This is a genomic window from Craterilacuibacter sp. RT1T (assembly GCF_023502145.1).
In the GTDB taxonomy this organism is placed as follows: Bacteria; Pseudomonadota; Gammaproteobacteria; order Burkholderiales; family Chromobacteriaceae; genus Craterilacuibacter.
Window position 1 is genome coordinate 72,006 of sequence record NZ_JAMFLI010000010.1, and the last position, 25,571, is coordinate 97,576.

General features: G+C 56.6%; 29 protein-coding genes. 12 read left to right on the plus strand and 17 right to left on the minus strand.

The features are described from left to right. Positions 1-65: 65 nt before the first annotated feature. The 4 genes from M3P88_RS13560 to metX all read right to left on the minus strand — a co-directional run bounded on the left by M3P88_RS13560 (position 66) and on the right by metX (position 3,633). Entirely contained in the window at positions 66-542 is a 477-nt protein-coding gene (locus M3P88_RS13560) for an MliC family protein (RefSeq protein ID WP_249616540.1), read from the minus strand. Next, entirely contained in the window at positions 539-1,804 is a 1,266-nt protein-coding gene (locus tag M3P88_RS13565) for an AmpG family muropeptide MFS transporter (protein WP_249616541.1), read from the minus strand. Before M3P88_RS13565 ends, M3P88_RS13560 begins: the two co-directional genes overlap by 4 nt. A 96-nt stretch (positions 1,805-1,900) precedes the next feature. After that, positions 1,901-2,491, minus strand: coding sequence for a methionine biosynthesis protein MetW (gene metW, locus M3P88_RS13570; protein ID WP_249616574.1), 591 nt, complete (start codon positions 2,489-2,491; stop codon positions 1,901-1,903). Then, positions 2,491-3,633 carry a homoserine O-succinyltransferase MetX gene (gene metX, locus M3P88_RS13575; protein WP_249616542.1) on the minus strand — a complete coding sequence of 381 codons (1,143 nt, stop codon included), beginning with the start codon at positions 3,631-3,633 and terminating at the stop codon, positions 2,491-2,493. The genes metW and metX overlap by 1 nt, the downstream gene beginning before the upstream one ends. A 120-nt stretch (positions 3,634-3,753) precedes the next feature. Here metX and M3P88_RS13580 point away from each other — a divergent pair, with 120 nt between their 5' ends. The 3 genes from M3P88_RS13580 to ybaK all read left to right on the plus strand — a co-directional run bounded on the left by M3P88_RS13580 (position 3,754) and on the right by ybaK (position 5,537). Further along, complete coding sequence (locus M3P88_RS13580; protein ID WP_249616543.1) at positions 3,754-3,936, plus strand: protein MIGRI; 183 nt, start codon at positions 3,754-3,756, stop codon at positions 3,934-3,936. Positions 3,937-4,071: 135 nt separating this feature from the next. Then, positions 4,072-4,989, plus strand: coding sequence for a tRNA modification radical SAM protein MnmL/YtqA (gene mnmL / locus M3P88_RS13585; RefSeq protein ID WP_249616544.1), 918 nt, complete (start codon positions 4,072-4,074; stop codon positions 4,987-4,989). Between the two features lie 65 nt (positions 4,990-5,054). After that, positions 5,055-5,537, plus strand: a complete 483-nt coding sequence (ybaK, locus tag M3P88_RS13590; RefSeq protein ID WP_249616545.1) for a Cys-tRNA(Pro) deacylase — start codon at positions 5,055-5,057, stop codon at positions 5,535-5,537. Between the two features lie 5 nt (positions 5,538-5,542). Here ybaK and M3P88_RS13595 read toward each other — a convergent pair whose 3' ends face one another. Continuing rightward, positions 5,543-6,757 (minus strand): multidrug effflux MFS transporter, encoded by a 1,215-nt coding sequence (locus M3P88_RS13595; protein ID WP_249616546.1) that lies wholly within the window; start codon positions 6,755-6,757, stop codon positions 5,543-5,545. 69 nt (positions 6,758-6,826) lie between these two features. Here M3P88_RS13595 and arsC point away from each other — a divergent pair, with 69 nt between their 5' ends. Next, positions 6,827-7,180: an arsenate reductase (glutaredoxin) gene (gene arsC, locus M3P88_RS13600; RefSeq protein WP_249616547.1), complete on the plus strand. Its 354-nt coding sequence runs from the start codon at positions 6,827-6,829 to the stop codon at positions 7,178-7,180. A 45-nt stretch (positions 7,181-7,225) separates the two neighbouring features. Here arsC and M3P88_RS13605 read toward each other — a convergent pair whose 3' ends face one another. After that, complete coding sequence (locus M3P88_RS13605) at positions 7,226-9,592, minus strand: penicillin-binding protein 1A (protein ID WP_249616548.1); 2,367 nt, start codon at positions 9,590-9,592, stop codon at positions 7,226-7,228. Positions 9,593-9,763: 171 nt separating this feature from the next. Between M3P88_RS13605 and M3P88_RS13610 the strand changes: the two genes are divergently transcribed. The 8 genes from M3P88_RS13610 (at position 9,764) to M3P88_RS13645 (ending at position 16,834) form a co-directional block, all read left to right on the plus strand. Beyond that, positions 9,764-10,846, plus strand: coding sequence for a pilus assembly protein PilM (locus tag M3P88_RS13610; RefSeq protein ID WP_249616549.1), 1,083 nt, complete (start codon positions 9,764-9,766; stop codon positions 10,844-10,846). Beyond that, positions 10,846-11,424 (plus strand): PilN domain-containing protein, encoded by a 579-nt coding sequence (locus M3P88_RS13615; RefSeq protein ID WP_249616550.1) that lies wholly within the window; start codon positions 10,846-10,848, stop codon positions 11,422-11,424. Before M3P88_RS13610 ends, M3P88_RS13615 begins: the two co-directional genes overlap by 1 nt. Then, positions 11,421-12,059 carry a type IV pilus inner membrane component PilO gene (locus M3P88_RS13620; RefSeq protein ID WP_249616551.1) on the plus strand — a complete coding sequence of 213 codons (639 nt, stop codon included), beginning with the start codon at positions 11,421-11,423 and terminating at the stop codon, positions 12,057-12,059. Before M3P88_RS13615 ends, M3P88_RS13620 begins: the two co-directional genes overlap by 4 nt. 8 nt (positions 12,060-12,067) lie before the next feature. Then, positions 12,068-12,592 carry a pilus assembly protein PilP gene (locus tag M3P88_RS13625; protein WP_249616552.1) on the plus strand — a complete coding sequence of 175 codons (525 nt, stop codon included), beginning with the start codon at positions 12,068-12,070 and terminating at the stop codon, positions 12,590-12,592. Further along, a complete protein-coding gene (locus M3P88_RS13630) occupies positions 12,589-14,703 on the plus strand; it encodes a type IV pilus secretin PilQ (protein WP_249616553.1) in 2,115 nt (704 codons plus the stop codon). Before M3P88_RS13625 ends, M3P88_RS13630 begins: the two co-directional genes overlap by 4 nt. Positions 14,704-14,735: 32 nt before the next feature. Continuing rightward, positions 14,736-15,302, plus strand: coding sequence for a shikimate kinase (locus M3P88_RS13635; protein WP_249616575.1), 567 nt, complete (start codon positions 14,736-14,738; stop codon positions 15,300-15,302). Beyond that, positions 15,289-16,374 carry a 3-dehydroquinate synthase gene (gene aroB / locus M3P88_RS13640; RefSeq protein WP_249616554.1) on the plus strand — a complete coding sequence of 362 codons (1,086 nt, stop codon included), beginning with the start codon at positions 15,289-15,291 and terminating at the stop codon, positions 16,372-16,374. The genes M3P88_RS13635 and aroB overlap by 14 nt, the downstream gene beginning before the upstream one ends. 94 nt (positions 16,375-16,468) lie before the next feature. Beyond that, positions 16,469-16,834: a type IV pilus assembly protein FimV gene (locus M3P88_RS13645; RefSeq protein ID WP_124735957.1), complete on the plus strand. Its 366-nt coding sequence runs from the start codon at positions 16,469-16,471 to the stop codon at positions 16,832-16,834. A 64-nt stretch (positions 16,835-16,898) separates the two neighbouring features. On the opposite strand, the gene M3P88_RS13650 is transcribed toward M3P88_RS13645, so the two are convergent. The 11 genes from M3P88_RS13650 to M3P88_RS13700 form a co-directional block, all read right to left on the minus strand. Continuing rightward, entirely contained in the window at positions 16,899-17,333 is a 435-nt protein-coding gene (locus M3P88_RS13650) for a hypothetical protein (protein WP_249616555.1), read from the minus strand. A 9-nt stretch (positions 17,334-17,342) separates the two neighbouring features. Further along, complete coding sequence (locus M3P88_RS13655) at positions 17,343-18,449, minus strand: polymer-forming cytoskeletal protein (protein ID WP_249616556.1); 1,107 nt, start codon at positions 18,447-18,449, stop codon at positions 17,343-17,345. 11 nt (positions 18,450-18,460) lie between these two features. Further along, positions 18,461-19,159: a hypothetical protein gene (locus M3P88_RS13660; RefSeq protein ID WP_249616557.1), complete on the minus strand. Its 699-nt coding sequence runs from the start codon at positions 19,157-19,159 to the stop codon at positions 18,461-18,463. Further along, entirely contained in the window at positions 19,152-19,724 is a 573-nt protein-coding gene (locus M3P88_RS13665; protein WP_249616558.1) for a GspH/FimT family pseudopilin, read from the minus strand. The genes M3P88_RS13660 and M3P88_RS13665 overlap by 8 nt, the downstream gene beginning before the upstream one ends. 7 nt (positions 19,725-19,731) lie before the next feature. Next, entirely contained in the window at positions 19,732-20,190 is a 459-nt protein-coding gene (locus M3P88_RS13670; RefSeq protein ID WP_249616559.1) for a type IV pilin protein, read from the minus strand. Between the two features lie 71 nt (positions 20,191-20,261). After that, positions 20,262-20,498: a hypothetical protein gene (locus M3P88_RS13675; RefSeq protein ID WP_249616560.1), complete on the minus strand. Its 237-nt coding sequence runs from the start codon at positions 20,496-20,498 to the stop codon at positions 20,262-20,264. Between the two features lie 142 nt (positions 20,499-20,640). Further along, the gene (locus M3P88_RS13680; RefSeq protein ID WP_249616561.1) at positions 20,641-21,930 is read right to left on the minus strand and encodes an O-antigen ligase family protein; all 1,290 of its coding nucleotides are present in this window, start codon (positions 21,928-21,930) and stop codon (positions 20,641-20,643) included. Then, positions 21,927-22,904, minus strand: a complete 978-nt coding sequence (locus M3P88_RS13685) for a glycosyltransferase family 2 protein (RefSeq protein WP_249616562.1) — start codon at positions 22,902-22,904, stop codon at positions 21,927-21,929. The genes M3P88_RS13680 and M3P88_RS13685 overlap by 4 nt, the downstream gene beginning before the upstream one ends. Then, a complete protein-coding gene (locus M3P88_RS13690) occupies positions 22,904-23,947 on the minus strand; it encodes a glycosyltransferase family 4 protein (RefSeq protein WP_249616563.1) in 1,044 nt (347 codons plus the stop codon). The genes M3P88_RS13685 and M3P88_RS13690 overlap by 1 nt, the downstream gene beginning before the upstream one ends. Further along, positions 23,934-24,791, minus strand: a complete 858-nt coding sequence (locus M3P88_RS13695; RefSeq protein ID WP_249616564.1) for a glycosyltransferase family 2 protein — start codon at positions 24,789-24,791, stop codon at positions 23,934-23,936. Before M3P88_RS13695 ends, M3P88_RS13690 begins: the two co-directional genes overlap by 14 nt. Further along, complete coding sequence (locus tag M3P88_RS13700; RefSeq protein ID WP_249616565.1) at positions 24,788-25,570, minus strand: glycosyltransferase family 2 protein; 783 nt, start codon at positions 25,568-25,570, stop codon at positions 24,788-24,790. The genes M3P88_RS13695 and M3P88_RS13700 overlap by 4 nt, the downstream gene beginning before the upstream one ends. Position 25,571 lies beyond the last annotated feature (1 nt).

Genomic DNA, 25,571 nt, shown 5'->3' on the forward strand with positions numbered 1-25,571 from the left:
TATCGCAGACGGGTCATGCTAAACCAACCGACAATTGACCCTTGTCAATAGCTCAACCTGCCCGGCTACTGCGCCTCGCAGCCGCGCACCAGCATGCGGCCGCCGCGGGTGCTCAAAAAGGCGGTGTCGCCCTTGGTCCACCACACCAGCTGGCTACTGGCATAGCGTGCACCACTGGCGCTCATCGCCAGCTTCAAGCGATAAGCCTTGCCCTTCCACTCAAGCTTGATAGGTTTGGTATCCGCATCCGCATAAGGTGGATACAGCACGCTGATTTTTTGCGCGCCATTGCAGTGGTAGTCGACGCGAAATGGTGCCGGCACAGGTGCAGCCTCGGTCATGACGGGTGCGGTCACCGGAGGCAGCACGAGCAGCGGTGCGCTACTGTCGGCCGGCAAAACTTGCACCTGCGGCGCACTACTCTCAAGCGGTGCGATCTGCGCCAGCGGTGCGCTGCTGTCCGCTGCCGCAGGCGTGATCAGCACTTCAGCCCACACGCTGTGACTCGCCAGTAATACCCCCGCTACAAAAACCCTTTTCATGCCGACTCCCCTTTCCATGGCGCGACCTTGTGCAGCAAAGCCATGCCCGGCAACGCCAATACGGTACAAATCAGAAAAAATACGGTCCAGCCCAGACTGTCCACCAAAAAGCCGGTACCGGCATTGGCCACCGTGCGCGGCACGGCAGCGAGGCTGGTAAACAGCGCAAACTGGGTGGCGGTGTAAGCCGGATGCGTGGTGCGCGCGATAAAAGCGACAAATGCTGCCGTACCCAGCCCCACCCCCAGCGCCTCGAAGCCGATCACCAGCGCGAGGCTGGATAGCTCTGCCGCGCCAACCTCGGTAAAGCGGCCATGCATCGCCAGCCAGGCAAAACCCAGAATCGACAGCACTTGCACCACGCCGAACACCCACAAGGCGCGGTTAATGCCCAGTTTAATCATCCAGGCACCGCCCAGCAGGCCGCCGATCACCGCTGGCCATAAGCCGGCATGCTTGGCGACCAGACCGATCTCGGACTTGGAAAAACCCATATCCATATAAAACGGCGTTGCCAGTGCCGTCGCCATGCTGTCACCCAGCTTGTACAGGAAGATAAAACCCAGAATCAGCAGCGCGCCACGCACGCCACTGCGCCCGATAAACTCGTGAAACGGCTCAACCACCGCTTCGCGCAGGGTTTTGGGCGTGGCGGCTGCCAGTGCAGGCTCGCTGACCATCAGCGTCATGGCAATGCCGGGCAGCATAAACACGGCGGTAATCATAAACACCTGCGCCCATGGCAGATGATCGGCCAGAATCAGCGCCAGCGAACCCGGAATCAGGCTGGACAGGCGGTAGGCATTGATATGGATGGTATTGCCCAGCCCCAGTTCGCGATCGGACAGAATTTCGCGGCGAAAGGCATCAATCACCACATCCTGACTGGCGGAAAAGAAGGACACCCCCAACGCCAGCGCAGCAATGGCCATCAGGTCCTGCTGCGGCGAAAACAGGCCGAAGCCGGTCATCGATAACAAGAGCGCACACTGGGTCAGCAACATCCAGCCGCGGCGCCGGCCGAAAAACGGCGGCACAAAGCGGTCCATCAGCGGCGCCCAGATGAATTTCCAGGTAAACGGCAACTGGATCAAGGCAAACAGGCCGATGGCCTTGAGGTCTATGCCCTCGCTTCTCAGCCAGGCCGGCAGCAGATTGATCAGCAGATACAGAGGCAGGCCGGAGGCAAAACCGGTAAAGACGCAGATCAGCATCTTGCGCGACAGGATCTCATGCTTCCAGTCGGTGGGTGCGTCAGTCATAAGCGGGAACAGCCTTTTCAATCGGGGTAGAGGGGTGGGGCAGCCAAGCGGGCATTCTACGCCACGCCCCCGCTGCCCGACATGCAGGCCCGGCCTTTATTGCCGGCTGACGCGGTAAAACGCCAGGCTGCCCAATAAATTGGGCAGCAGCTGGATGCGCGCCCCCTTATCCATCACCACCCGCTCCAGTACGCGTATGCCGTTCTTGGCACACAGCGCTTCGAAATCCCCCAGCATGCACCAGTGGATATTGGGCGTGTTGTACCACTGGTAGGGCATGGTTTCCGACACCGGCATCCGCCCGCGCATAATCTGCCAGCGGTTGCCCCAGTAGCCGAAATTGGGGAAGGTGACGATGGCTTCGCGCCCGACACGCAGCATCTCGATCAGAATCTGCTCGGTGTGCCGCATGGCTTGTATGGTCTGCGACAACACCACCACATCGAAGCTGGCATCGCCAAACTCGGCCAGGCCCGCCTCCAGATCAGCCTGCAGCACATTGATGCCGGCCTCAACGCAGCGCACCACATTGTCGACGGCAAAGTCGACGCCATAGCCACTCACCTGCTTGCTTTGCTGCAGATGTGCCAGCAATTCGCCCGAGCCGCAGCCCAGATCAAGCACGCGCGAAGAAGGTTTGATCCAGTCGGCGACCAGCGCCAGATCCGGTCGCAAGGCAGGGGTCATCATGCGTTTATCTCCGCAGCAACACGGCCCAGATAGGCGCGCATCAACGCTACATAAGGGGGGTCCAGCATCAAAAAGGCATCGTGGCCGTGTGCCGACTCGATCTCGGCATAACTGACGCGCCGTCCGGCGGCGACCAGCGCCTTGACCGTCTCGCGCGAGCGCTCGGGCGAGAAGCGCCAGTCCGAGGTAAAGCTGGCCACCAGAAAACCGGCGCTGGCACGCTGCAAGGCCTTGACCAGATCGCCGCCGTATTCACGCGCCGGATCAAAATAATCCAGTGCCTTGGTCATCAGCAAATAGGTATTGGCATCAAAGCTGTCGGAGAATTTGTCGCCCTGATAGCGCAGATAGGATTCGATCTCGAACTCGACATCGAAGCCGAATTTGTATTCACCCGAGCGCAACATGCGGCCGAATTTCTCGCCCATGCCGTCATCCGACAGATAAGTGATGTGGCCCAGCATGCGCGCCAGACGCAGACCGCGGCGCGGCAACACGCCCCGGCCGTAAAAGTTGCCGCCATGAAATTCGGGATCGGTCAGGATGGCCTGACGCGCCACATCATTAAAGGCAATATTCTGCGCCGACAACTTGGGGGCGGAGGCGATCACCAGCGCATGGGCGATACGCTCGGGGTAACGTATGCTCCAGTCCAGCGCCTGCATGCCGCCCAGACTGCCGCCTATCACGGCCGCCCAGCGCTCGATGCCCAGCCGGTCGGCCAGCCGCGCCTGCGCGCATACCCAGTCCGCCACCGTCACCATGGGGAAGTCCGCCCCCCAAGGCTCGCCACTGGCCGGATTGATCGAGGACGGGCCGGTCGAGCCATGGCAGCCGCCCAGATTATTCACCCCGACCACGAAAAAGCGCTCGGTATCGATGGGCTTGCCCGGCCCTATCATCGAATCCCACCAGCCGGCACTCTTATCGGACTCGCTATAACGCCCGGCCACATGATGGTGGCCAGACAAGGCGTGGCAGATCAGGATGGCGTTGCTTTTGGCCGCATTCAGCGTGCCATAGGTCTCGAATGCCAACTGATAAGCCGGCAGCACGGCGCCGCTGGCCAGCGCAAGCGGGGTATCAAACGCGGCATACTGGGCACTGACGATCCCGACAGAAGAGTGAGTGACGGACATGGATAATTGCGGCCTCGAAAAAATCGCCAGGTAAACGAGCAGCCATTATATCGTTTGGGCAGACTTGCGTAAGCGCCAAGTACAAAGCAATAATGAGCCCCCTTATCCCCCGCCCTCGCCATGTTTGGTCGCCTGTTCAAATTCTTCGTACTGTGCTTCGTGCTGTATGCGGCCTATCGCTGGCTGTTTGACCGCAGCCAAAAGAAGAGCCTGCGCGAATGGGTCATCATCCTCGCGCAAGCCCTGGTCATCAGCTCGGCCATCTTCGGCGTACTGTATCTGTTTGGCTGGCATCGCTTATAAGGCGGGAGTGGGGAGTGGGGAGTGGGGAGTGGGGAGTGGGGAGTGGGGAGTGGGGAATTCTCGCCCAAGTCTTTGATCCAGCACAGGGATTCATTCCGCCCCGACTGTTAAACTGCGCGGTTTTTTCCGGCCGCCATGCAACTCGATCACTACGTCCACACCTTCGGCCATTATCTCAAGGCACGCTTCGGCGAACGCGTACACAAGCTGTCGCTCGCCGGCGACTTCACCTGCCCTAACCGCGACGGCACACTGGGGCGCGGCGGCTGCACCTTTTGCAATGTCAAAAGTTTCGGCCGCGAGGCCGGCATCCTGTCCATCAGCGCGCAGATCGCCCGCGAAAAAGTCCGTACCGACCGTGCACGGCGCTATCTGGCCTACTTCCAGGCCTACACCAGCACCTATGCCGAAGTCGAAACCCTGAAAGCGCTCTACGACGAGGCAGCCACCCAGTCCGATATCGTCGGCCTGTGCGTCGGCACCCGTCCCGATTGTGTACCCGATGCGGCGCTGGACCTGCTGGCCGGCTATCAGGCGCAGGGCATGGAAGTCTGGCTGGAACTAGGCCTGCAAAGCGCACACGACAAGACGCAGCAAGCCATACGCCGCGGCCATACGCTGGCCGACTACCGCGATGCGGTGGCGCGCGCGCATCAACGCGGGCTCAAGGTCTGCACCCACCTGATTGCCGGCCTGCCCGGCGAAAGCCATGCCGACATCCATCACACGCTGGCGACCGTACTCGATATCGGCGTCGAAGGCCTCAAGCTGCACCCGCTGATGATCGTGAAGGGCAGCCGCATGGCGGCGCAATACCAGCGGCGCGAAGTCATGCCGATGACGCTGGACGACTATGCGGCACTGGCGGCCGAGCTGATTCGTGCGACGCCGGCGCATGTGGTCTATCACCGCGTCTCGGCCACGGCGCAAGCACCGACCCTGATTGCCCCCGACTGGTGCGCACCGCGCTGGCTGGCCATGCAGACCATCGCCGATAATCTGGCACGCCACGGCGGGCAAGGCAGCGCACTGGGTAAGCCATGGCATGCGTAAGCCGGGCTTTACCGACAGCCTGAGCGACTCTAAGCTAGCATGGTTTTTTATCGACAAAGAGCACCATGGCCAAGGACAAAACCCCGGTGACCCAGGCGGTACGCCTGCTGCGCGAGCACGACATCGCCTTTAGCGACCATCTGTATAAATACGAAGAGCGCGGCGGCACGCGCGTGTCGGCGCAAGAGCTAGGCGTGGACGAGCATTGCGTCGTGAAAACGCTGGTGATGGAAGACGAGCACAAAAAGCCGCTGATCGTGCTGATGCATGGCGACCGCGAAGTGGCGACCGGCCTGCTGGCGCGCGCCATAGGCGTGAAAAAAGTCATGCCGTGCGACCCGAAAACCGCCGACAAACACAGCGGCTATCAGGTCGGAGGTACCAGCCCCTTCGGGACGCGCCATGCCATGCCGGTTTATATGCAGGCCAGCATCGCCGCCTTGCCGCGCATCTATATCAACGGTGGCAAACGCGGCTACCTGATAGGAATAGACCCGGCCGATGTGATCACGGTGTTGCATGCGACGCTGATCGAGGCCGCCGCCTGAAGCGGTTAACGCTCAAGACAGGAGGCGCGGCCAACACGCAGCCGGTAGGCGTAACGGAAGGCAAAACCCAGCGTCAAAAAGGCGGTCATGGTCAGCGCTAGCATCAGCGGGCTACCCCACACCAGGGGGGACACCACGCCGGCGACGATGCTGGCCAGCATGGTCTGGGTAAAGCCCTGCAAGGACGACACCGTGCCGCGCAGCTCGGGAAACTGGTCCATCAGGGTCAAGGTGATGGAAGGCGACGCCAGCGACATGCCGGTGGTGTACAGCATCAGCGGCAGCACGCTTTGCGGCACACCGGCGGGCAGCCACAGGCACACCGCCAGATTGGCGGCGGCGGCGATAAACATCATCCAGTAGGCGATGGACACCAGTTCGCGCGCGCCGCGCCGCCCGGCCATCTTGCCCGACAAAAAAGCACCCAGCATGATGCCGCCCACCGCCGGGCCGAACATCCACAGAAACTCATCCGGCCCCAGCCCCAGATGGCGCATTAAAAACACCGGCGCCGACGGGATATACAGGAAGAAACCGGCGAAGTTGCATGACACGGCCGCAGCCAGCAACTGGAATTCGCGTTTGCCAAGTACGGTCAGATAAGCCTGCCACATGGTGGAAAAACGCAATGCCTGGCGCTTCTCCGGCGGATGGGTTTCCGGCAGAGCAAACCAGCTCATGGCAAACAGGCCGAAGCCGATCAGCGCCATAAACACGAAGATAGAACGCCAGCCAAAACCGCCATACAGAAAACCGCCCACCACCGGTGCAATCGCCGGCGACAGCGAGAACAGCATGGTCACCTGCGACATCAGGCGCTGCGCGGCAGCACCGTCCAGACAATCGCGGATAATCGCCCGCCCCACCACCAGCCCGGCCCCGCCACACAAGCCCTGCAAAGCGCGAAACAGCAGCAGCGTGCCCAGATTGGGGGCGAGTGCACAGCCCACCGATGCCACGCCAAACAATAACGTCGACACCAGTAAGACGCGGCGCCGCCCCACCGCATCGGAAATGGCGCCGTGCCACAGCATCATAAAGGCGTAACACAGCAGATACACGGTCAGTGCCTGCTGGATTTCTATCGCATCCACGCCCAGCGCATCACCAATGGCATGCATGGCCGGCAAAAAGGTGTCGATGGAAAACGGGCCGACCGTGGACAAGGCTGCCAACAAGAAAGCGAGTGCCCCGTGGCGCTTGGTGGCAGATGATGGCATGCTGTATTCCGGATAGAGTCACAAACAGGGGGGCGGTGCTTCCGTCACCCAAGAAACGAAGGAGACGGCATGATCCGCCTTTACCACAATCCGCGCTGTTCCAAGTCACGCGAGGCACTGCAGCTGTTACAGGATGCAGGTGCTCAAATCGAAGTCATCGAATATCTGAAGCAAACACCCAGCATCGAAGAGCTGGAGCACTTGCTGAACTTGCTGGAGCTGGAACCGCGCCAGCTGATGCGCCGGCATGAAGAGGAATACCAGATGCTGTATCTGGACGATATTGCGCTGGAGCGCCAGCAACTGATCGCCGCCATGCACGACAACCCGATTCTGATCGAGCGCCCCATCGCACAGCGCGGCGCACGCGCCGTCATCGGGCGCCCACCACAGAATGTACTGGACCTGCTCAGCCAGCCTTGATACAAAACGGGCAGCGCCCCCAAACCGGAGGCGCTGCCCATACACTCAGAACAGCAATTCCTTCACATTTTCCACCGCATCCTGCGCCGCATCCGGCGGCGCCACCGGCACCGCCGCCTCCTCTTCGGCAGGCTTGGCCGCTCCCGGCACCGAGCCGCGATTATTGATCTGCAGTTCGGGATTGGTGCGCTGGAACTCTTCCATATAATACTCGTCGCCTCCGCGCAGACCGGCGCCAGGCCTCACCACAATACCCTCGGGCGGTGGCAGCTCGACCTCAGGCTGGCCCTTGAGCGCATTGGCCATATAGTTGGTCCAGATCGGCAAGGCCGCCGTCCCGCCATAACCGAAGCGCCCCAGACTGCGCGGCTGGTCATAGCCCACCCAGGTTACCGCTACCAGGTTCGGGCTAAAGCCGGCAAACCAGGCATCGCGGAAATCATTGGTGGTACCGGTTTTCCCGGCAAGGTCAGAACGCCCCAGACTCATGGCACGATTGGCAGTACCAAAGCGGATTACATCGCGCAGCAAACTGCTGGTAATAAAGGCATTGCGCGGATCAATGACCTGAGTCGCGCCCTGCCCTGCGACCGCCGGTGCGGTACGCGCAATCACGCGGCCATTCAGATCTTCGATACGGTCGATGAAATAGGCGCGGGTACGATAGCCGCCATTGGCAAACACCGAGTAGCCCTCGGCCATCTGCAAAGGCGTTACCAGACCGGCACCCAGCGCCATGGTCAGATAGGCAGGGTTATTCTTGGCCGAAAAACCGAAACGCTGTGCATATTGCTGGCCGTAGTCGGTGCCGATCGCCTGCAGGATGCGGATGGACACCATATTTTTGGACAAGGCCAAAGCGCGGCGCATCGAAATCAGACCGGCGTAACGGTTATCGTCGTTCTTGGGCTCCCAGCGCTGACCACCGATACTGGCCGGGTCTATTGACAAGGGGGCATCGTTAATCAGCGTTGACGCAGTAAAACCGCGATCCAGACCGGCCGAATAGACAAAAGGCTTGAAGGTCGAACCCGGCTGACGCCAGGCCTGCGTCACATGGTTAAAGCTGCGGCGATTGAAGTCAAAGCCCCCAACCAGCGACTTGATCGCACCGGTACGCGGATCCATCGAAACAAAGGCACCCTCCACCTCGGGCATCTGAGCGATTTCCCAATAACCTTTCGGGTTGGGCTGGATACGCACCACGGCTCCCGGCCGGATCTGCTGTGCCGGCGTCAGCTTGCTGGACAGGGCGCGGCGGGCAAACGACAAGCCCGGCCCTTTGACGGTGGCAAAGCGACTGCCACGCAAGTAAACCTTCACTTCCGATGGCGAGGCGGACAACACCACCCCCGGCTCCAGCTCGCCACTGTCGCGAATCGACGACAATGCCTCATCCAGTGCCTCGTCCCGGTCTTCGCTTATCGCCCCCAGGTCGACAAACGACTCCGGCCCGCGATAGCCCAGACGCCTGTCGTAATCCATCAAGCCGGCACGCAAAGAATCAAAAGCCCAACGCTGGTTGCGGCTATCGATGGTGGTGTAGACGCGGAAGCCTTCGGTATAGGCCGCATCCTTATACTTCTGGTACATATCCTGACGTACCATTTCCGCCACAAATTGTGCCGGCACGCCGGTGTCACGCGCAGGCTTGGCCAAGCCCAGCGGCTCGGCCTTGGCCGCTTCCAGCTGGGCGGTCGAGATGTGGCCTAGCTCGTGCATGCGGCGCAACACATACAGCTGGCGCAAGCGGGCACGCTCGGGATTGGCAACCGGGTTGTAGGAAGAAGGTGCCTTGGGCAAGCCGGCCAGCATGGCGAACTGCGCCACGCTTAACTCATTCAACGGCTTGCCGAAATAGGCTTGCGAGGCCGCCGAGAAACCGTAGGCACGCTGCCCAAGATAGATCTGGTTCAGATACAGCTCGAGAATCTGATCCTTGGACAGGGTATGTTCAATCTTGAATGCCAGCAGTGCTTCATTAAACTTCCGACTAAAAGTCTTTTCACTCGATAGAAAGAAGTTTTTAGCCACTTGCATGGTAATGGTGCTTGCACCGGATCGCGTATGCCCAGATACTATATTTCCTAGCGCAGCCCTAAGAACACCGACATAATCTACGCCGCCATGCTGGTAAAAACGCTCATCCTCAGCGGATAGCAGTGCCTGACGCATCAGCGGCGGAACATCGTGAATACGGGAGAACGAACGGCGTTCTTCACCGAACTCACCAATCAGCGCACCGTCGGCGGCATAGACGCGCAGCGGGATCTTGGGGCGGTAATCGGTCAGGATGTCCAGACTGGGCAAACGCGGCCAGGTGACAAGAATGGCAACAGCCAGCACACCGACCGCAAGAGTCGTGATACCGAGTATGGAGCCCAGCACAAGCTTCAGGATTCGCAGCAACATAATGGTTCGAAAGAAAAATCGAGCCCTGATTATACCGTTTTACCCGGAAGCGCTGGCAAAGTTCCGCATTAAGAATAATTGGTCATTATTAAAGGGAGGCGGCTACTTTCCATACCTAAGGAAAGAGCCGGTAACGACATGCTGGGTGGCAAACTGGAATTACCCAAATCCTTGAGCAGTCTGTTAGCGGGACGTCGCCAGGCTGCAGACAGCCTGATCGGACTGGATATCAGTTCAAGTGCTATCAAGATGGTCGAAATCGGCCACCAAGGCAAAAACCTCCTGCTTGAGCGCTACGTCATTGAGCCCCTGCCCAAGGATGCAATGAACGAAGGCAATATCAACGACATCGAAGCGGTCGCTGACGCTCTGCGCCGTGCACGCGCCCGACTGGGCAGCCACTGCAGCCGGGTGGCCATGGCTCTGCCTACGACCATGGCCATTTACAAAAAAATACTGGTGCCGGCCGGTCAGGACAAAACGGATCTGGAATTTCAGGTCGAAAACGAAGCCAGCCAGTACATTCCCTTCCCGCTGGATGAGGTCAATCTCGACTTTCAGGTGCTAGGGCCTGCACCAACCCATGCCGACGATCTGGAGATTTTGATCTGCGCCTCGCGCAAGGAAAAGGTCGAAGAGCGTCTGGCCATCGGGGAAATGGCCGGGCTCACGACGGCGATTATGGATGTCGAAGCCTTTGCCATGCTGACCGCGTTCGAGCAGCTGCAAATGCAGCTGCCTGATCAGGGCTTCAACCAAACCTTTGCCCTGTTTGATATCGGTGCCACCAAGATCCACTGCTCGGTGATCCGCAACGGCCAACAATTGTATTACCGTGAACAGGCATTCGGCGGCGCCCAACTGACACGCGAAATCCAGCGCCGCTACGGCATGACCCATGAAGAGGCGGAAAAAGGCAAACGCAGCATGCTCTTGCCCGAGGGCTATGAATCCGAATTGCTACAGCCCTTTGTCGACTCTTTATCACAAGAGATCCAGCGCGCACTGCAATTCTTCTACACCACGGTCAGTGTGTCGCAATATCTGCGCGTCGACTACATCCTGCTCGCCGGTGGCAGCAGCATGCTGCTAGGTCTGGATGACGCCGTGGCGCTACGCACCCAGATCAGCACCATGATCGCCAACCCGTTCACGACCATGACTCAGGCTCCCGGCATTCCGATTAAAGATCTGCTACTGGATGCACCTGCCCTGCTGGTTGCCTGTGGCCTTGCACTAAGGAAATTCGACTGATGATACGCATCAACCTGCTCCCCTATCGGGAAATGCGGCGCGCGGATCACAGACGCCGCTTCCAGAACATGCTGGCACTAGCCATTGCCGCCAGCGCTTTGCTGCTGGCCGCCGGCTATGCCCTGCAAAGCCATGCACTGGACAAGCAATTGTCCCGTAACCAGCAACTGGACAGTGCCATTGCCGAGCTGAGCGTCAAGCTGGGCAAGATCACTGAATTGCGCCAACAGCGCGCCGCTTTGCTGGCGCGCAAAGATCAGGCCGCCCAACTGCAAAATGGCCGCGCGCAGGCAGTGCGCCTGTTTGATGACCTGATCCGCTTTATGCCGGAGGGGGTTTATCTCAAAGACTTCAAACAAGTCGGCAACACCATCACCCTGTCCGGCTACGCCCAGTCCGGCGCTCGTGTTTCCAACTATATGGGGACTTTATCCGAGTCCGGCCTGTTCATAAATCCGGTACTGATCGAAGTGAAAGCCGCAGCACTTGGCAATCTGCGCGCCAGCGAATTCAGCCTGACGATGGCACTACAAACGCAAAGCGAGCAAGAAGCACCCAAGACAGGAGCGCCGCAGTGAACCTGAATATCAATCTGAACGAGCTGCGCAATCTCGACTTCAACGACATCCAGAACTGGCCGCTACGCTCCCAGCTGATCACGCTGGGCGTCATGGCCCTGTTTATCCTGCTGGCTGGCTATTTTGTCGTTCTGGGCCCGCAGCGCGATGAAATTGCCGCCGCCGAAGCACGCGAAGCCGAGCTGAAAACCCAATATATCGACCAACGCCGCCAGCTGGCCAATCAGGAAGCACTGCAAGCACAGCTTAAAGAGATAGAAAAAAGCTTTGGCAGCCTGATCCGCCAACTGCCAACCAAGGCGGAAATGGCCTCGGTGCTGGCAGAAATCAACCAAGCCGGCGTGGGCCGCGGCCTGCAATTCGAACTATTCCGCCCGGGACAGGAAATCCGCGGCGCCGAACTGGCCGAGCTACCGATCGAACTGCGCCTAAACGGTACTTACAATGATCTGGCCACTTTTGTGTCGGATGTTGCCCGGATGTCGCGCATTGTCACCATCGGCGATATTTCGCTCACCCCGGCTGCCGGCAAAGATGGCCGCCTCACCCTGCAGGCAACGGCCAAGACCTACCGCACGCTGGAGCCCGCCGAACGCGCGGCAGCAGCAAGCAGCGCCAAGGAGAAGGGAAAGTGAGCACATCCATGAAAACCATACTTTCCCGGCTGTTATGGCCACTATTGCTGGCCGGCTGCACCAGCGCATCCGACGATATCGATAGCTGGATGCAACAGCAAGGACACGGTTTGGTCGGCAAGGTTGAACCGATTCCGCAACTCAATGCCGTAGCGACCACGATTGACTACACCGGTTTCGGTCTGCTATCGCCATTTGACGCAAACAGATTCAAGACGGCAGGTAGCCAGAACAGCGCTAATGCACCCGACTTCAAACGCCCGCGCGATCCGCTGGAGAAGTATGGTCTGGAACAGCTGAAAATGGTTGGCAGCTTGCAGATCAAGGGCGTACGCCACGGCCTGATCCAGACACCGGATGGCATGGTGTATCCGGTACGGGCCGGCAGCTTTATCGGCACCAATTACGGCAGGGTGACGGCGGTACTCGATGCACAGATCAAGCTGGTCGAGACGGTAGAAGAAAGCAACGGCGAGTGGGTCAAACGCGAAACAGATATTCTGCTGGCAGATGAACAAGGGCAAAGCAAATGAAAACAACAAGACAACTGACCATGCTGGCGGGCAGCCTGCTTATCTCCTCAAATCTGGCATGGGCGGCCGGCAACAGCATTACCCATATCGAAATGCTGCCAGGCAGTGGCGACCAACAGATACTGGCGATCACACTGGCCAAGCCTGCCCTGTTACCCAAGAGCTTTGCGCTGTCCAACCCGCCACGCATTGCTTTCGACTTTATCGACACCGGTAGCAGCATTGCCAAAACACAGCTCGCCCTGCCCGGCCCCTTGCTCAATAATGCAACCATTGTTGCAGCAGGCGAGCGTAGCCGCGTCATCCTGGCACTGGCCAAAACCAGCCCCTACCAGACCCGGGTAGAAGGCAACCGCATTCTGGTCACACTGGGCAATGTGCAGCAGCGAGTACAACCCGCCAGCATCACCGCCCCGAGCAGCAGTTTGCCGGTCACGACAGCCCCCGCCTACCTTGCCAACACCCCGGGCAACGATATCAGTCTGGTAGATTTTCGTCGTGGCAGCGATGCCTCGGGTCGCGTGGTCATCGACCTGCCGAACGCCAGCAGCGCCACCGATGTCAGCCGCAGCGGCAAGAGCCTGATCATCAATCTGGGCGCACCACTGCCGCGCCGGCTGGAGAGGCGGCTGGATGTCACCGACTTCGGTACCCCGGTGCAAAGCATCGATGCCAACAATCAGGGCAAGGGCAGCCGCATTGTGTTGCAGAACACGGGCGAATGGGAGTTCTCCTCCTATCAGGCCAATCAGCAACTGGTAGTGGAAGTACGCAAGATTTCGACCGAGCAGGCCAATGCCGCGCTGATGGCGGTGGGCAAGACCATCTACAAGGGCGAAAAGCTGTCGCTGAACTTCCAGAACGTGGAAGTGCGCGCCTTACTGCAGACGCTGGCCGAATTTGCCGGCTTCAATCTGGTCACCGGCGACACCGTCACCGGCACCATGACCTTGCGCCTGAAAGATGTGCCATGGGATCAGGCCCTGGACATCGTGTTGCAGCAAAAAGGCCTGGCCAAGCGTCAGGTTGGCAACGTAATCCGTATCGCACCGCAAGCCGATATGATTGCACTGGCCAAACAGGCGGCCGAAGCCAAGGAAGCGACCACCTTGCAAGAGCCGCTGATCACTGAAGTCTTCCAGATCAAGTACCGTACGGTGGAAGAAGTCATGAGCGCCATTGCCGGTCTGGTCGACATCAATAGCAAAGACAAGGCCTCTGCGACTCCCAACAATACCGGCAACAACAACGGACCGCGTGCCTCGGCCTATGCCGATGCCAAGACCAACCAGCTGGTGGTACGCGAGAAGCCGGCCGTGCTGGACGAGATCCGTGCGGTGCTGGCGATTATCGACAAACCGTCCAAGCAGGTACTGATCGAGGCGCGTATCGTCGAGGTCAATGATAACTTCCAGCGTGACCTAGGCGTAAAACTGGGTTTTGCCAAGGTAGGTGGAGATACCTCCGTTGGCACGGGCATTACCGAGGGCAGAACACCAACGGATAGCAAAGTCCCACCCAACGTCAACTTGCCCGTTGACTTTGCACCTGGCCTGAATGGCAGTATTGGCGTGATATACAAGAGTGCCAGCTCCATTATCGGCCTTGAGCTGCAAGCCATGCAGACCCAAGGCCAAGGCAAGATCGTATCCAGCCCGCGCGTGCTGACCGCCGACCGCACCAAGGCCATCATCAAGGAAGGCATCGAAATTCCTTACCAGTCCAATAGCGGTGACCAAGGCACGACCACCTCGTTCAAGGAGGCGAATCTGGTACTGGACGTGACACCACAAATCACGCCGGATAACGACATCATCCTCGATGTGCAAGTCAACAAGGATGCGGCCAACTTCCTGAAAGCGGTGAATGGCGAACCCTCCATCGACAAACGCGAGGTCAAGACCCAGGTGCGCGTTGGAGATGGCAATACCGTAGTCATTGGCGGCATCTACATCCAGAACGAGAGCGATACCGTCAGCAAGATCCCGCTATTGGGTGACATCCCGGTTCTCGGCCATCTGTTCCGCAGCAACTCGCGTAAAAACGAGCGCCGTGAACTGCTGGTCTTTATCACGCCACGCATCGTGGAAAGCGAAACTTTGATCCGCTGAAGCGGCGACAGCACACAATGACATCCGATACAATGCCGACCATGAAACTGGCAGGCAACTTATTCCTGGTCGGCCTGATGGGGGCCGGCAAGACGACCGTCGGACGCGCGCTGGCAAGGCGCAGCGGCAAGACCTTCTATGACTCGGATTACGAAATCGAGCAGCGCACCGGGGTACGCATTGCGACCATTTTCGATATCGAGGGGGAGCGGCGTTTTCGCGAGCGCGAAACACTGGTCATCTCCGAGCTGGTACAGCAGCAGGATATCGTGCTGGGCACCGGTGGCGGCGCAATCCTCAGTCCGGTCAACCGCCAGTTGCTGGCACGCCACGGCACGGTGATCTACCTGCGCGCCAGCATAGACGACATTCTGACGCGCACTCAGCACTGTACTAATCGTCCGCTGCTGCAAACAGCCGATCCGCGCGCCAAGCTGGAAGCACTGTTTACCGAACGCGACCCGCTATACCGCGAGATTGCCGACATCGTGATCGATACCAGCCAGCAGAATGTCAATCTACTGGTTTGCCAACTGGAGGAGCGGCTCGCCCGCCTCCAGGGCCCACATCCGGAATCCGCCAAGCATGAAAACCCTTGACCTCGTACTGCCCGACACGCGCTACCCCATCCATATCGGTCAGGGCCTGCTGGACAGGGGCGAGCTGATCGCGCCCCACCTGCCGCAAAACAAGGCCGTCATTGTCAGCAATACCACGGTTGCACCGCTCTATCTGGCGAGGCTGAAAGCCGCGCTCAGCGCACAAGGCATCAGCACGCTCGATATCGTACTGCCCGATGGCGAGGACTTCAAAACCTGGGAAACGCTGAACCGGATTTTTGATGTGCTGCTGGAGCAAGGCTGCGAGCGCAAGACGACCCTGATTGCGCTAGGGGGCGGTGTGATCGGCGATATGACCGGCTTTGCCGCCGCCTGTTACCAGCGCGGCGTGCCTTTTATCCAAATCCCGACCACTCTATTGGCGCAGGTTGACTCTTCGGTCGGCGGCAAGACCGCCATCAATCATCCGCACGGCAAAAATATGATCGGTGCTTTCTACCAGCCGCGCGCGGTGATCGCCGATATGGACTTACTGGACACCCTGCCCGATCGCGAACTGTCGGCCGGGCTTGCCGAAGTGATCAAATACGGTCTGCTGGGCGATGCCGCATTTTTTGCCTATCTGGAAGCGCACATGCCGGCGCTACTCGCGCGCGACAAAACGGTACTGGCTTACACGGTCGAACATTGCTGCCGCATGAAGGCCGAAATTGTCGGTCAGGATGAGAAAGAAGCGGGCATCCGCGCCCTGCTCAACCTCGGCCACACCTTCGGCCATGCTATAGAGGCAGGGCTGGGATTCGGCACTTGGCTACATGGCGAAGCCGTCGCTGCAGGCATGCTGCTGGCAGCCGAAGCATCGCGTTTATCAGGTGATTTAAGCGAGCAGGATGTGCAGCGTATCCGCGCCTTGCTGCAAGCAGCAAGGCTACCGACCTTGGCTCCGAATTTGGGCGTGGCGCGCTGGAAGTCCTTGATGGCACACGATAAAAAATCAGAAAATGGTAGCACTCGCTTTGTATTGTTGGCGGGTTTAGGCCATGCTAAAATGGCCATCCTGTCAGACAATATGCTAAGTGAAATACTAACTGGTCGCTTTATACAACAATAGTTCCCTCAATCGCGAAATTAATACACTCGTGCATTGAGCCCTATCCTTCCTGCTGGTAATCTTGCCTTAGCCATCATCAAGGAAGGGGAATGGGATGTTTACGGCAATTGCAGGACTGGCTGGCCAGGCAAGCATCAACAGCGCTCGCAAACTGTGGCGCCAACTCAGTTATGTTCCCCCGCGCAAGCGCGGCATTGATCCGATCGGAGAAGCAGAGGTTTTTCTGCACTATGGTCGTATTGACGATGCCATTATGGTTCTGCGCGACACGATGAAGCATGAGCCAAGCAATACCGCAGCCAAAGTGGCTTTGTTGCGCGCTTACTCTTACCAACGCAACGTCAAGGATTACTCCAGTCTTGCCGCCACCTTGCGCGATGAGCTGCATACCTATCCGGTGTGGAATACCGTGCGTAAAAACGGCATGGCCATCGACCCGCATAACCCGCTATACCAATAAGCTCTCTTCGCACAACGTCAAAACGCCACGCTAGGTGGCGTTTTGCATTCTTGCGCTGCCAACACTAGCGTTCACGCATGCGTGCCGGATCACTCCATGTCAGCAAGCTTGCCAGCTCAATGCTATGCGGGCCGGTTTTATCCTGCCACGTCACCTCGACCCTAAGTGTTTGATAATTCGGAGCACATTGCGGCGCTACCTGCCAGCTACGGCTAAAAATCGTGCCTTGTACGGTCGTTTGCTCCGCTGCGCCACTACTCACCAATAAAGAACCGGCACTCGGACAGGCGCTGCGCTGGTATTCTCCAGCGTTAATCAAGGCACGCAAAGACTCTAGTTTATCCGCAGCATAATACTGTGCAAAGGCACGCGCCTTGGCTTCGGCGCTACTGGACAGTGTGTTGCTGGCCAGACGCAAGCCTGCCAACAGTCCCACTGCCAGCAGTAATAAGGCAAGCAGCGCTTCCAGCAAGATATAGCCGTACCGCCTTGTACGCATAGACGCCCCCTACCAGTCATGCCAGCTACTGGCGAGCACCGACTCCTGACGCAGGCTCTGCGCCTTGGCTAGCAGAGCCGCGTCGTATTCCAGCTGCAGCGTACCCTCGACCTGAGCCAGCGCCTCCAGCAGCACGGCACCCTGCACCTTGGCACCATCATGACTGGACAATTTGCGCGCATACACCACGCCAAACACGACACTCCCAGCCGCTAGTTCCAGCTCGCCATCCACCAGCAGAATCACCGGCGCGATCGGGCTACCCAAGCGCACCGGCAAACGGGTGTAGGGCTGGCCATCCAGCGCGGATAGCAACACCACTTTGCCCCCCATATCGTCGTCGGGAAAAGGCTGATGGCCGGCGATATGAATATCGGCAGAGGCCTTCAACGTCTCCCAGCCTAAGGCAAAAGACGAATGGAAAAATGCCTCGTCGGACAGTGTGGCCAGCGCCGCATCGGCCAGTTGAACATCACGACCAAGGCTGCTATTGGTCGAGCCGGCTTGATCCAGCAAGCCATCACGGGCAATGCGCGTGCTAAACGGCAATGCCGGCAAAGTGCCGCTTCTGATCGTCTGTGGGCGCTGATTATTGATCACCTCCAGACTGCCACCCGATGCGCTATCCAGTCGCCGTGCAAGCAATGTCGCCTCGGGTACAGCCAGCAATACCGGCTCCGCCATCACCTGCTGGCTCACGACCCGCCGCGCACTGCCATCATCGCTAAAGCCGGTTGCCATAATACGCAGCCTGGCAGGCACCGCGGCCGGTAGCACACAAGCCGGCCCAAGGCTGGCGGCATCGCAAAACTGCACCTGCCAGCGCGGCCCGCCCAACTGAGCGCGCGCCAGAACGCCGGCGGCATCCATATCCAGCTGCCCGTCAGCATTGTGATCGGCACCACCGGCAAGGTAATAAGCCACGCCATAGTGCAGGCCCGCCTCGGCCGCTTCCAGCGCCTGCTTGGCACGGTAACTGCTGCCGGACAACTTGAGTTCGAGCAGCGATGTGCGGGCGGCATACACCGTCATCAGTGCCATCACCATCAATAAGACCAGCACCAAACCTAAGGTGAGCATGCCGGCCTGATGCCGGCCATTGCGACCATTGCGCACGAGCCATCCTCCTAAGGCGCAGTGAATACCCGCGGGTTGCGTAGCTGCACCGAACTCTCCAGCTGCTGGCGGATAGACGGATCGGCCAGCAGATAGCCCGCCAGCCTAACCTTGAGCAGACGCACCTCGACCAAGCGGTCACCGCTTTGTGCGCTAGCTAGCAGCGCGGCACAACCACCACCGTCCGTACGCTGCGCGCGGGTCACATTCACACATTTGCTGGCGGACGCATCAACGAACAAGGTATCCACCGCCATCAGCGCACCATCAGACAGGCTTTCCCAATTCCCGCTACTGCATAGCAGAGAGGCCGAACCACTGGTTTTCATACGCAGGCTTTTCACGCCGGCGACGGTTTGCAGCTTGAAACCCAGACGCTCATCCGCGCTGATCTGACCATTGCTGTCGCGGTCATAGCTGTAGCGCACACAAGCCGGCGTCGCCGCATCCAGATTGTCCATACCGGAAGAAAAAGGATTGGTCAGCGGCGCACTCGCTGCCTGCGCATGCCAATAGCCGGCACGACGCAACTCTGCCGTCATCACATCCATCATCGCCTGCAGGTCGGCATTCAAACGCAAGGTTTTGAGCGTCGTACTGCTGCTACGCACCTGCACCACATACAAAGCCCCGACCCCCGCCAGGACGATCAGCGCCAGAGTGATGCCCAACATCAGGTCCAGCAGGGAAAAGCCGCGGGCGCTACGCATGGCAGCCGGCATCAGGATAAGGCGCGAGCTGCGTCGCACCCGCTGGCGAACAGACGCGGATACGCCCCAGAATGCTGACCAGCACCCGCGCCTCCAGACCACTCGCAGACAGCAAAGTCACCCGCCCATTATCCGCCACCCCGCGCAGCGGCTCGAAGCGCGCCTCGTTGCCGCTAAAGCCACTCACCCACAACTGCACACCCGGATAATCGCGACCGTGAAACACAGCCATCGAGCGCACACCGCCATCGGCCGCCGCAATAGTGCAAACCTTGCTCGCATCCAGCCCGCTGGGATCGCAGCCCGGCACATCACTGGCGGCAAAATGCCATTGCCCGGCCGCACCGGCGATAAAACGCGCATACATCGGACGCGACTGCTTGAGCGCCTCCATGCGCACAAACTGCAACTGGCGATAAACCAGTTCGGTTGCGGCAATCAGGCGCTGGTGCTCGACCCAGAGCGAAAGATGGGGCAAAGCCACGGCCAGCAAGATGCCCAGTATCGCCAGCACCAGCAGCATCTCCAGCAACGACCACGCACGCACTACGCGAAGCCGCAACATGGCAAACCTACCCGGCGCCCCAACAGGCACGCCTAGCGGCAGACGACACATCCGGCCCGTTTTCATTCAAGCGAAACAAGCTGGCCGGACAGGCGCTATCCGCATCCTGACCACCCTTGTCCGTAGCTGTCGCCTCGGCAAGAAAGGTGGTACTGGCGGCGCTATCGGGCAGTAGCGAGATGGCGTAATAGCCTTCGGGGGATAGCGCAGGAAAAGCCAGCGTAGACAAGGCGGCACTGGCACCACAACTTGAAATAGCGCCCAGATGCTGCGCATAGAAAGGACAGGAAGCACGAAAACGCTCTTGCGCCAGCGCCAAACCCAACAAGGCAGTACGCCCGTCACCACGCCGTGCCTGCACTACATAATCACGGTAAGCGGGATAAGCCACCGTCGCCAGAATCGCCATCACCAGCAGCGCGATCATCAACTCGATCAGCGAAAAACCGGCATAAACGGCACGCATGGCATTGCCTCCTGACCAAAGAAAACGGCGGCCGAAAAGCCGGCCGCCGGGAATAGGGATGGTCTGCTGAGTCAGACTAGACCATCAGGGGAAAAACGGAAGCTTAGAATGACGACACCTGAGCCTTGCTGCAGGTTGTGCGAGATATGGGAGCGGTCTTCGGTTGACTCACGGCGCTGCCATTTCCGGATAGTGCCGATACCGACGCCCAGTTCATAAGCCAATGCGCGCTGAGTCTTGTCGGCGTCACGGATATAGGCGCGCACGGCGGGTGTAGTGCGGGCATTTTTATGCAGGCGAATATTCAAGATCGGGCCTTGGCAGTAGATTGTCGAAGCTTACCCAAAACATCTCTGGCGAGAAAGAGTGGGTAGCTGCGAATTGATATCCAACTGTCCGGGACCCGACAACTAGCCACTCAAAAAACACATTAAATTTCCGCAGACATTTTTATTCCACAGACACCTTTAAAACAGATTGACTAGCACCCGCCACATCAGCATCCACTTGCAAGCTTGCAAACAAGACAGAAAACAAGACTATAAAATACGACGCATACATTGAAAGACCAAAAGTAATATGAGTAAACCCAACAAAAAAGAATAAAATCATTAATGAAACACCAGTTACTCCGATGCGTTTAACATCCGCAGACTCACCGAGCGCAGCCAAAACAAAATCTTTCACAGTAGCGCAATAAAATACCACCCAAGAAAAAAAACCAAAAACACCCAAGCTAGCTGCGTTATAAAACAATTCACCATGAGTATCTGCAGCATCAGATATTGCCGCCCCAATCAGCCCTCTATGATATAAGTCTTGCAATGCCGGAACCACATTTCTCCCTACACCAAAAAGTGTATTTTCTTGAAATATGTAAAAAGAAGCCATAGCCATATCTAGTCGCATACTGACCGATCCATCTTTTTTACCATTTAAAAAATCAATCACCTCACCTGCCGCCATATTAATACGCGTAGCAAACATCTCACTAAAATAATACAATAAACAAAAAAGCAAGCAAGAAAATAGAAAAACGGCAGAAATGTCTCGCTTCCTATTTTTAGAAAAAATCAGAACAATCGAAAAAATAGAAAAGGAAAGTCCAATCCAAACCCCCCTGGATTGGGAAAAAAACAGCACCAACGCGGTCAATAAAATGACAATAAATGAACAAAAATTATCTAACCTTGACCGACCAACAGACCAGACCACAAATGAAATGGCCAAGGCCAAGCAGAATGCGGAGAACGGTATCGTATTTGTAAAATATGAGCTTGGTCTTACACCATAATTTGACCCTGAATCAAACCCACCAATCAAGTAAACATGAGCAAATCCAGAAAAAAACATAAAAACCACACCACAAAAAAACCCCCACCTTACCTTTTCTATACTAATTCTAAAATAAATCAAAAGCGTACAAATCGGAATGAAAAACAAAAATCGAGACGCCGCATCCGCATATTTGAAGTCTGGCGACATTTGCAACAACTCTCTTGCAACAATAAAAAGTGATAAAGATGCCAAGGCAAAAGATAACTTCCACTGCTTACGAACAAAATTGGACACAAATTCCCGATAATCCTGCCTAATACACAACAATATAAAACTAAAAATAACGAGAATCATTGGAAGTGCGGTAGCTGATTTTCTGACTGAAAAGCCAAATGCCAATACAAAAAACACTACAACCTGAACGAAAAATACCATCTTATCTTCAGCAACCATACTTTTCATTTTACAGCCCTAGACTTTAACCAAAAAAAAGGCACAAATAACCAAGGAAATGTAGCATAAAAAAACACCCTAACCCTAAACCCAAGCTTAGTATTTTTTGAACTCACTAAAAATTTTAATTTATCCAAAAAAGAACATCCTTCCGAAAAAATACGCTCCACATAACACTCTCTCTGATACAAGCCAGAAAAATACACCAACAACTCAGGCGAAGGTCTATTGGCAGCTGCTACTTTTAGCATATCTAGAAGCTCAATTTTTGAATTATAAACCTTCTTCAAAAAAGAGCACTTCACCTCTTCGACAGAGCCACGAATCTTCTTCCCGGTCGTACCACCTCTCCTATAGTTCACCAAAGGAATATTTATTGTGGCAGCTTTAGAACTTGCTAAAGCCCGAAAGGCCATAACCATATCCTCAGCAACAACTCCATTTGGAATGCCACCATGCTCGACATAAAAAGATCTACTCCACGCATGAGCAGCACCAATCAACTTAGGGTGTCCAATTTTCAACCAATCATCCACGCCCTGATAGCGCGACAAATCATCGACCTCGACAATATCCAACACTCTTCCCGAATATTCCATATCGTACAAATAAGAAGCAATCAAATCATGAAAGCGGGAGCCCGACTCCCAAAAATCAACAACTTTAGAAACTCTATTCGGCAAAGAAACATCATCCCCCGCAGAGACAAAAATCAAGTCACCAGAGGACAGTGAAACTGCTTTATTTAGATTACCACCAATCCCTTTGTTATTTTTATTTCTATTCAAAATAACCTTATGCGGACCAATATAACTACTAAAAAAACTCTCCACCTTTTCAAAGGTAGTATCCGTAGAACAATCGTCCGACACAATTATTTCAAGATTCTCATAATCCTGAGAAATAGCTCCACGCAAAGCATCCTCAACAAGATGCTCCTGATTATAAGTAATCACCAACAAACTAGCTTTTGGACAATCCATCAAAAATCCATTAATTTTAATAGTTCATCAACATGCGATGAAATCGCATACACATAAAGAATACTATCGCCATTAATCGATAGATGTTCTTTATTCATCACAGAATTAAGCGCATTCACAATTCCATCAGCGGTACGTTCAAACGTATAGCATGCCACCTTATCTAATACCTCGGCAGCACCCACCGTACGGGCAAATAAGACAGGAGTTCCACACAAAATAGACTCTGGCCCAACCAAACCAAAGGCCTCATATTTTGAAGCCAAAATCGTTGCATCGGCTGCGGCATAGAGTTCAGGCATATCCTGGCGCATGCCAAGATTGAGCACGCCAGGTGTATCCAGTGGTGCTTTACCAGCCACAGCCAGAACGACACGATCTCCATATTCCGCTATCGCCTCAAGGATCAGATCCGCCCCCTTGAGCTTGTGGTTATTAGATGGAAATAGCAGCATGAACTGATCATCCCTAATGCCGAGTTCCTGCCTAACTCGCTCGCGTGAAAGCCGGGCATCAAGATTGAATTTACTAGTATCAACCGGCGGGTAAAGAGTACTAACTCTGCCAGCGGATATGGAGTAAAGACCAATAATCTCATCGCGGACACGTGCGGAATGCGCCACGATATGCCCGGCATTCTCATAAAGACCGCGCTCATGCGCCACCGTCAATCGGTCGAATATTCCCCTGCGGGTCTTTCCCTTATCCTGGAGATGGCCGATATGCGTGCCACCGACGATCGCCAGATCCACGCAGCCAACCACTCGGGAAATTCCTATCGTCGGCCACTCTGGCTGGCAATAGTCCAGCGCTTTTTTCTCGAACAGGTAGTTATTTAACCGAGAGAATGGTGTGCGATCCTGCACAACGACCAACTCGACTCCAGCCGGCTGCTCGCCAGGCCAATGAGCCTTGCGAGTGATTCCCCGTACTTGGATGCCCCTGCGGGAGCACTCACCAATGACATCCAGAACATAGCGCTCCATTCCGCCACCAGCGCAGATCGAGTGAAAAACCAGATTGATCCCCTCAGGCTTGGGCATGCTGGTCTCCTTGCGCGCAGGCACTTTTTGCTAGGCTAGCGACTCCTGCCACGGCCCTGACATGAGTCCCTTGCAGCGAGCGCTCAAAACGTACCCAATTTTCACCACTTTGCGAACGGTCGTTCTCTCTATGCCACAGGTGCATAACAGGTATGGCAAAACGGCCATTCTTGATTTTCACGCCATGACGCAACAGCCGCACGGCGAAATCGGAATCTTCATATCCCCAGCCTGAGAAATCCGCGTCAAAACCATCCACCGCGATGTAGTCTTTCTTCCATACACCGATATTACAACCACGTAGCAGTCGCCAATCTTGTGCCCGTTTTTTGCGCCACTTAAGCAACGGCAAACGCAACCATCCCAGCCCATTGTTGATGCTACCGTTCCAGCGATGGGCCGCCCAGTCAAACCAAGCCCAGGCAAAAATCCGCTTACCCTGTCCGCGCAGGTAAACATCGGTAAAAGTTTGCGCAAGCAGAACACGGTTACCCGCTACCACCCAGCCTAACTCGGCCAGACTCGCCTGCTGAACGATGAAGTCTGGCAACGGAATACAGTCACCATCCAGAAAAATCAGATATTCGCCGGTAGCCTGCAATGCAGCCCGGTTTCTGATCTCGGCCAACCTAAACCCCTGGTCCTCGTGCCAGACATGCTTGAGCCGGTCTGGCAGACGTGGCAGAAAGCTCTCGACAATATGCTTGGTCGTACCCGTCGACCCATCATCGGCAACAATCACTTCCCATTCATGTGCGCACGCCCGCTGGTGGCAAAAACCCTCGAGTACAGCCTGTAGTGCATCGGGCCGGTTATAAGTACTAACAATAACGGAAAGCCTCACTGCATACCTTTCTCTGCCAAATACATCAATTTCAGCTGCCGGTAGTAGGTACCTTCGGCATTGGCAACGGCGAGGATAAAGCCTTCGCGGCCATCCAAAAAGCCACGCCGCAACACATAGGTGCGCATAAAGGACCACACCGTCTTACCGATTACGCTGGCCATTCCGCCGCTGCGTTTACCACGCTGATAACGCTGTTGTGCGCCAGCAGCCGAATAGCGATTCATCTTGTCGACCACTTGATCGAGATTATCGAATGAATGATGCAGTAGCTCACCAGAGAGCAACGGTGCGGGACCGCTAAACAGCAAACGCTCGTGCACCAGATCTGCCGAATACTCGGCCTGCCCGCGACGGAACAAACGCGTAATATGATCGGGACGCCAGCCGCTATGCTGCATCCAGCGACCACAGAAATTGGAAAGCCGGGAAAAGGTATACGCATCCGCAACCGGTGTACGAATGGCCGCAATAATTGCCGCAGCCAGTTCAGGGCTGACAACTTCATCCGCATCCAGCGAGAGCACCCAGTCTGTAGCCAGATAACTGATTGCCAGATTTTTCTGCGGGCCGAAACCTGGCCAGTCGCAGTTTTCAAACACCCTGACACCATGTGCCTGCGCAATCGCCAGCGTGTCATCGTGACTGCCCGAATCCAGCAGGACGATATCGTCAACCCAGTGGGGTAGTGCAGTCAGACATGCGTCTAGATGAGCAGCGGCATTTTTGGTAATGATGGCCACGCCCAATGTGGGCACAGCGGCGTTTACAACTTGCATA

What these genes read in the sequence shown, in the direction of transcription:
- M3P88_RS13560 (WP_249616540.1), bottom strand. Translation starts at nt 542, where the DNA reads ATGAAAAGGGTTTTTGTAGCGGGGGTATTACTGGCGAGTCACAGCGTG.
- M3P88_RS13565 (WP_249616541.1), bottom strand. Translation starts at nt 1,804, where the DNA reads ATGACTGACGCACCCACCGACTGGAAGCATGAGATCCTGTCGCGCAAG.
- metW (WP_249616574.1), bottom strand. Translation starts at nt 2,491, where the DNA reads ATGACCCCTGCCTTGCGACCGGATCTGGCGCTGGTCGCCGACTGGATC.
- metX (WP_249616542.1), bottom strand. Translation starts at nt 3,633, where the DNA reads ATGTCCGTCACTCACTCTTCTGTCGGGATCGTCAGTGCCCAGTATGCC.
- M3P88_RS13580 (WP_249616543.1), top strand. Translation starts at nt 3,754, where the DNA reads ATGTTTGGTCGCCTGTTCAAATTCTTCGTACTGTGCTTCGTGCTGTAT.
- mnmL (WP_249616544.1), top strand. Translation starts at nt 4,072, where the DNA reads ATGCAACTCGATCACTACGTCCACACCTTCGGCCATTATCTCAAGGCA.
- ybaK (WP_249616545.1), top strand. Translation starts at nt 5,055, where the DNA reads ATGGCCAAGGACAAAACCCCGGTGACCCAGGCGGTACGCCTGCTGCGC.
- M3P88_RS13595 (WP_249616546.1), bottom strand. Translation starts at nt 6,757, where the DNA reads ATGCCATCATCTGCCACCAAGCGCCACGGGGCACTCGCTTTCTTGTTG.
- arsC (WP_249616547.1), top strand. Translation starts at nt 6,827, where the DNA reads ATGATCCGCCTTTACCACAATCCGCGCTGTTCCAAGTCACGCGAGGCA.
- M3P88_RS13605 (WP_249616548.1), bottom strand. Translation starts at nt 9,592, where the DNA reads ATGTTGCTGCGAATCCTGAAGCTTGTGCTGGGCTCCATACTCGGTATC.
- M3P88_RS13615 (WP_249616550.1), top strand. Translation starts at nt 10,846, where the DNA reads ATGATACGCATCAACCTGCTCCCCTATCGGGAAATGCGGCGCGCGGAT.
- M3P88_RS13625 (WP_249616552.1), top strand. Translation starts at nt 12,068, where the DNA reads ATGAAAACCATACTTTCCCGGCTGTTATGGCCACTATTGCTGGCCGGC.
- M3P88_RS13630 (WP_249616553.1), top strand. Translation starts at nt 12,589, where the DNA reads ATGAAAACAACAAGACAACTGACCATGCTGGCGGGCAGCCTGCTTATC.
- M3P88_RS13635 (WP_249616575.1), top strand. Translation starts at nt 14,736, where the DNA reads ATGCCGACCATGAAACTGGCAGGCAACTTATTCCTGGTCGGCCTGATG.
- aroB (WP_249616554.1), top strand. Translation starts at nt 15,289, where the DNA reads ATGAAAACCCTTGACCTCGTACTGCCCGACACGCGCTACCCCATCCAT.
- M3P88_RS13645 (WP_124735957.1), top strand. Translation starts at nt 16,469, where the DNA reads ATGTTTACGGCAATTGCAGGACTGGCTGGCCAGGCAAGCATCAACAGC.
- M3P88_RS13650 (WP_249616555.1), bottom strand. Translation starts at nt 17,333, where the DNA reads ATGCGTACAAGGCGGTACGGCTATATCTTGCTGGAAGCGCTGCTTGCC.
- M3P88_RS13660 (WP_249616557.1), bottom strand. Translation starts at nt 19,159, where the DNA reads ATGCGTAGCGCCCGCGGCTTTTCCCTGCTGGACCTGATGTTGGGCATC.
- M3P88_RS13665 (WP_249616558.1), bottom strand. Translation starts at nt 19,724, where the DNA reads ATGTTGCGGCTTCGCGTAGTGCGTGCGTGGTCGTTGCTGGAGATGCTG.
- M3P88_RS13670 (WP_249616559.1), bottom strand. Translation starts at nt 20,190, where the DNA reads ATGCGTGCCGTTTATGCCGGTTTTTCGCTGATCGAGTTGATGATCGCG.
- M3P88_RS13680 (WP_249616561.1), bottom strand. Translation starts at nt 21,930, where the DNA reads ATGAAAAGTATGGTTGCTGAAGATAAGATGGTATTTTTCGTTCAGGTT.
- M3P88_RS13685 (WP_249616562.1), bottom strand. Translation starts at nt 22,904, where the DNA reads ATGGATTGTCCAAAAGCTAGTTTGTTGGTGATTACTTATAATCAGGAG.
- M3P88_RS13690 (WP_249616563.1), bottom strand. Translation starts at nt 23,947, where the DNA reads ATGCCCAAGCCTGAGGGGATCAATCTGGTTTTTCACTCGATCTGCGCT.
- M3P88_RS13700 (WP_249616565.1), bottom strand. Translation starts at nt 25,570, where the DNA reads ATGCAAGTTGTAAACGCCGCTGTGCCCACATTGGGCGTGGCCATCATT.